Annotated in this window: 2 protein-coding genes; one reads left to right on the top strand and one right to left on the bottom strand. The window is 46.1% G+C overall.

The annotated features are described in order from the left end of the window. Positions 1-167: 167 nt before the first annotated feature. Complete coding sequence (locus PN499_RS06175; protein ID WP_272030814.1) at positions 168-1,760, bottom strand: glucose-6-phosphate isomerase; 1,593 nt, start codon at positions 1,758-1,760, stop codon at positions 168-170. A 164-nt stretch (positions 1,761-1,924) separates the two neighbouring features. On the opposite strand from PN499_RS06175, the gene PN499_RS06170 reads away from it, so the two are divergent. Further along, complete coding sequence (locus PN499_RS06170; protein WP_272030813.1) at positions 1,925-5,755, top strand: glycoside hydrolase family 2 protein; 3,831 nt, start codon at positions 1,925-1,927, stop codon at positions 5,753-5,755. Positions 5,756-5,968 lie beyond the last annotated feature (213 nt).

Raw genomic sequence — 5,968 nt, 5'->3', positions numbered from 1 at the left:
GGGCTAGGGGCTAGGGGCTAGGGAAGAAGGGATTAGAAGGGATTAGAAGAAAGGGTTTTAGGAAACTAGAACGTCCTAACTGCCTTGGCAGTTGATATAAAAATTAAGAATGCACAATTAAAAATTAAAAATGCAGTAGCACACTTTTAATTTTTAATTTTACATTCTTAATTCTGTTGATAGCTGACAGCTATACTCCCAGGTTGGGCTAAATTTCCCTGTAAAACCACGCCTCGACCATTTGCCGCTAGATGTCGCAAACTCTTATAAATCGTCTCGATTTGGTCAGGAGATCCTGCTTTTTTAGCCAAGGCTTCCAGAGACAAGGGCTTCCCTTCTTCCTTAAGCACTGCCAAAACCCGCTGTTGCAAATCCAACACCACAGCCGCCGCTTTTTTCCCTGCTTCTACTCCTGGCTGGTGGTAGGCATTGACGTTGACAATAAAACCATAAAGCCCTACAGCTCTTTCGTAGAGAGCAATTAAAGCTCCTACAGTCCGGGCATTTACTTGAGATACCGTCACAGTAATCGAATCTCGGTGATTCTCATAAAGAGCTTGCCTAGTTCCTTGTAAGAAACCTGACAGATAATCCCCAGAAGTAATGCCGGGGTCTATTTCTGGCGAAACCCCTTGGCGATCCTCCAAAACCTCGATAAAAGTGGCGAAGAAATTGGGCACCCCGTCTCGCAACTGCTGCACGTAAGCGTGTTGGTCAGTTGAACCTTTATTACCGTAGACAGCAATACCTTGGTGAACAATATTGCCGTCTAAATCCTTCTCCTTGCCCAAAGATTCCATTACCAACTGTTGTAAATAGCGCGAAAATAACAACAGAGAATCTTTGTAAGGCAACACTACCATATCTTTTGTGCCGCGCCCATTCCCGGCAAAATACCAAGATAAAGCTAATAGTGCAGCGGGATTACCTTTGATATTCGTAGTCCTAGTAGCATCGTCCATCTCCTTGGCTCCTCCTAGCATCGCACGAATGTCGATGCCTTGCAGAGCCGCAGGCAACAGCCCGACAGCGGATAATTCCGAGGTGCGTCCTCCCACCCAGTCAGCCATTGGGAAAGTTGCCAGCCAACCTTCAGATTTGGCTAATTGGTCTAACTTACTGCCAGTACCAGTAACAGCAACTGCGTGCTTAGAGAAGTCAAGTTTCTGGGCGGCAAAAGCTTTTTGGACTTCAATCATGCCGTTGCGGGGTTCAGGAGTTCCCCCAGATTTAGAGATCGTGATGACTAGGGTACTAGCGAGTCGATCTTTTAACCTATTGAGAGTGCGATCGATACCAGTGGGGTCACTGTTATCGATAAAATGAATTGCCAATGGCGGGAAATCTGGGGCGAGAGCTTCGGCTGCGAATTGCGGGCCCAGGGCCGAACCACCAATACCAATGGAAATAATATCAGTGAACTTGGGGGCAAAAGGCGGCTTAACATCGCGGCTGTGGACTTTTTGGGCAAAAGCCTCAATTTGCTCTAATGTCTCAACAATTTCTTGTTTAAATTCCGGGGAGGGGGCTAAATCTGGGTTTCGCAGCCAATAGTGACCAACCATGCGATTTTCATCGGGGTTGGCGATCGCGCCCCCCTCCAAAGCAGCCATATCCTTAAAAGCTCGATCGAACTTGGGCTTCATACCCTCAAAAAAAGGGCCATCAAACCCCATGCGGCTGACATCCAGGTAAAATCCCAGCCCCTCGTGATAGTAGAGCCAATCTTGGTAGCGTTGCCAGAGTGCTGCGGCATCCATAGAAATTCTGTTTTTTATCGTTATTGCTATTCGCTAGTCTACCGAAGGCAGTTTAAAAGACTATATCAGGAATTACTGAATGCTAATGCTAATTGCTATGCTCTTAATATCAATCCCGCTGCTCAACTGACGAGTGGGAGGGGAACAAAAAGCGGAACGTGAGCATGAACAAAAGGCTGACCAAAATACTAGGGCTATTTTTCTTAGCAGTCATAGTCTTTGGGTTCCTGGGGCGATCGCTTCAAAATCGTAATTTTGCCCAAAATCCTAATTTTGCCAGTATTCCCTTAACACAAATCAATTTTCCGCAACAGACTGTAGCCCAAGTTAATACTTTCAGCAATAAATCCAGTCAAATCTATCTCAACGGCACTTGGCAATTTGCCCCAGCCATAGGCAACACTGACAAACCCCCTTCCGCTGTAAATTGGGGCACCATCTCGGTTCCTGGCAACTGGCAACAAGAAAAAAATGAGAACGAACCTGGTTTAATCGATCGCGGCAATGGTAATGCCTGGGAGAATTTCAATGCCAACACTCTCTCCAAAGCATGGTATCAGCGCACCATAGAAATTCCCAGCGATTGGGGAGGACGTAAAATCGTACTCGACTTAGCAAGAGTTAGTACCGATGCCGTTGTCTTTGCCAATGGCATCAACTGCGGTCAAATTGCCTGGCCCTACGGCACTGTCGATATCACCAAAGCCGTTAAACCGGGGAAAAACACCATCTCAATTCTGGTACTCGCAGTCAGCGACGAAACAGAAAAAGCCGTGATTATGGGCCCAACGGAAATATACAGAGAGAAAACCAAACTGCAATCGCGGGGACTAATTGGGGAAGTGCGAATTTTCAGCGTCCCGCCTGGCCCCTTCATCAGCGACGTATTTGTACAGCCATCTACCAGAAAAAAACAAATCAAGCTGGACATCGAACTGATCGATGTCGCCCAAAGCGGTAAAGTCCAGCTAATCGCCCAAATCCTCGACCAAAACGGCAAAATCGAGAAAGAATTCACCAGTTCGGCAAATGTCCAGGCCCAGCGAACTCAAACTCTCCAACCAGTTTGGGATTGGCCCAATCCCCGCCTCTGGGATGTCCGTCAGCCTAACTTATATAACTTGCGGCTGTTCGTCAAAGGCAGCGGCATTCAGGCTGAATTTAATCAACCCTTCGGCTTCCGAGAGTTTTGGATTGAAGGGCGGAAATTTTACTTAAATGGGACTGAGATTCGCCTGCGGCCAATACTTTTAGAGGATGAGTGGCAAGGTTGGAGCCCCGGTATCCCGGAAGCAGCCGACAGGATGATTGATGGTTATTTCTGGGCGGGTTTCAATATTGCTCAAATGTGGCCTTGGAATCACGACGAGAGGGGCCGATGGCACTTCCGGGAACTGTTTGCCGATCGCAGCGATCGCAAAGGTTTTCCCATCATCGCCCCAGCCCTAGATGCTACTTCTAAGGGCTATGCTGATATGTGGGACAAACCAACAGGTAAGGCTGTCTGGGAACCTCGAATGGTTAGGGATTTGCGCCGCTACCGCAATCACCCATCGGTTTTAATGTGGGGAAGTAGCCCGAATTTTTTTGGACATAGCGAAGACCAAAACCCGCGCCGAATTGGTAAGAAGAAGTTAGAAGGGACGATTAGTCAGGTGGAAGACGATCGCATGAAGCGGTTAATTCCTGTTGGGGACGATTTGGCAGCTACAGTTCAGAAATACGATCCAACTCGACCGGTATTATTGCACCAAGGCGGGGCAGCAGGAAATGTTTATGCTCTAAATTCTTACTTGAATATGATTCCGCTGCAAGAACGGGAAGAATGGATCTCGGAGTGGAGTCAAAATGGCGATATGCCTTATATGGTGGTGGAGTTTGGTACGCCGCTGCACACGACGATGATGCGGGGTCGCAATGGTTTTAGCGGTACTATTAATAGCGAACCTTGGATGACAGAATTTAGTGCGATTTATTTTGGAAATGAGGCTTATAAGTTAGAAACTCCAGCCTATCGCCAGAAAATTCGCGAGTTATTTGTCAAGGATCAAGAGTACAAGGGTTGGTTCGCTAAACCAGAGTTAAATTTTGCGCCAGCTTTCCAAAAATTGCAGCAATTATTTAGTACGAATACTTGGCGAAGTTGGCGAACTTTTGGGATGACGGGCGGGATGATTCCCTGGAATAATGGTCACGGATGGGAGTTTAATCAAACTGCTAATCAGAAGGTAGATTTACCCAATTTTGAGCCAGGCCGCAGAGGTGTTTATCTGAAGCAGGTATATAAGGGCTTGTGGTATAACTTCCGACCGGAAACTAATACTATCCATCCAGGGGGTCAAGCAATTATGCAAAATAATGGCCCAACTCTGGCTTGGATTGCTGGTTCTAAGTCGGCCTTTGTGGCGAAAGACCATAGTTTTGCGGCGGGTGCAAAGTTAGAAAAGCAAATTGTGCTAATTAATGATATTAGGGCAAAACAGGATTTTTCATTTAATTGGCAGGTAATAGTTGATGGTAAAGAGTTAGGTTCTGGGAAAGATCGAGGAAGTATTGAGACGGCTAAAACCCTATTTTTTCCTGTGGAAGTAACGTTACCTGCAAGCGTCCAAAATAAAGTTGATGGAGAAATTCGTTTGAGTGCTAAGATTGGCGATCGCACTCACGAGGATAGGTTTAGTTTCCGAGTTTTCCCCAATTTACCCAAGGCGACGGGTACTGTGGTAGCCTTTGACCCGGCGGGGAAGACTACAAAAATGTTGCAACAGTTTGGCTACACGGTTACACCTTGGAATGGTTCCCAAACAGCATCGCTTTTGGTTATTGGTAGGGAAGCTTTTGCTAGCGGGCAAAAAATACCTGGTGATTTAGAAGCTTTTGTTCGCAATGGTGGAAGGGCGATCGTTTTTATTCAACAACGAGATTGGTTTCAGAAATTAGGTTTCCGAGTTGCGCCGCCTTTGAGTCGCCGTGTTTTCCCAGTTGATTCTACATCAGCGGTGATGACGGGTTTAGATGCAGTAGATTTACGAGATTGGAGTGGAGAAAGTACGCTGATTGAAGCCTACCCAGATACGAGAAATTTGCGGGATAATCCTTATAAAAAATATGGTTGGCGTTGGGGGAATCGAGGCGCAATTAGTAGTGCATCATTGGAAAAACCGCACCGCAGTGGATGGCGGCCAATTTTGGAATCTGAGTTTGATTTAGCTTACTCGCCGCTAATGGAACTTGACTATGGAAAAGGGCGGCTAATTTTGAATAATTTAGATTTGGAAGACCACTTTTCGTTAGATGCAGGGGCCGCTAAGTTAGGTCAACAAGTTATCAGTTATGCTCAAAATTCTCCTCTATCTCCGAAGGTAGATAAAGTGGTTTTGATTGGCGGCGATGGCGAGGCGGGTTGGTTGGATAAATTGGGGGTAATTTATCAGAGAGGTAATTCATTTTCTCCTGACTCAGGATTGGTAATTGTGGGGGCGGATGCGAATATTAATGATGAGGATTTACGGCGTTATTTGAATCAGGGAGGAAAGGTATTTTTCATCCCTCGAAAATCGTCGGCTGCTGCTTTGGGCGTGCAGTTGCAAGAAATGAAGGATTTTGCAGGTTCGCTGAAGGTTCCTAGTTGGCCGGAGATGCGAGGGGTTAGTGCTTCGGATTTGCGATCGCGTTCTTCTTATGATAGTTGGTTAATTAAGTCGGGCGGTGAGGTAGCGGCTGATGGTTTGTTAAGTCGGGTTCAAGTTGGTTCTGGTGTGGCGATTTTTTCTCAGATTGACCCGGATGTTTTGACTGCTGATGTTAAGACTTATTTGCGGTTTACTCGGTGGCGACAGACTAGGGCGAATGCTCAGATTTTAGCTAATTTGGGTGCGAGTTTTAAGGTGGATGGTCATATTTTTAAGTCGGGTGAAAATAAGGATTTTTATCACTCTGATTATCGGACTGATTTTGAGTTGGGGGATCAGCCTTATCGGTATTATCGGTGGTAGGTAATTGGTAATTGGTAATGGGTAATGGGTAATTGGTAATTGGTAATTGGTAATTCAGGACTTACGCTCATGGCCCTAGAAACCGGGTTTTTGATAGGATCTATGGGTAACAACGAAGTATTTTCGTAAAAAAACCCGGTTTCTTTGGTTGGGTGCGTAAGTCCTATCTGTCATTGCTTACGAAGCGAAGCAATCGCAGAGACTAGGCGATTG

It is taken from the genome of Kamptonema animale CS-326 (assembly GCF_028330895.1).
Classification (GTDB): domain Bacteria; phylum Cyanobacteriota; class Cyanobacteriia; order Cyanobacteriales; family Microcoleaceae; genus Kamptonema; species Kamptonema formosum.
The sequence above is the reverse complement of the archived record's forward strand: the minus strand, read 5'-3'. Positions and strand labels throughout refer to the sequence as shown.

Coding starts and splice junctions, on each gene's coding strand:
- PN499_RS06175 (WP_272030814.1), bottom strand. CDS start 1,760: ATGGATGCCGCAGCACTCTGGCAACGCTACCAAGATTGGCTCTACTAT.
- PN499_RS06170 (WP_272030813.1), top strand. CDS start 1,925: ATGAACAAAAGGCTGACCAAAATACTAGGGCTATTTTTCTTAGCAGTC.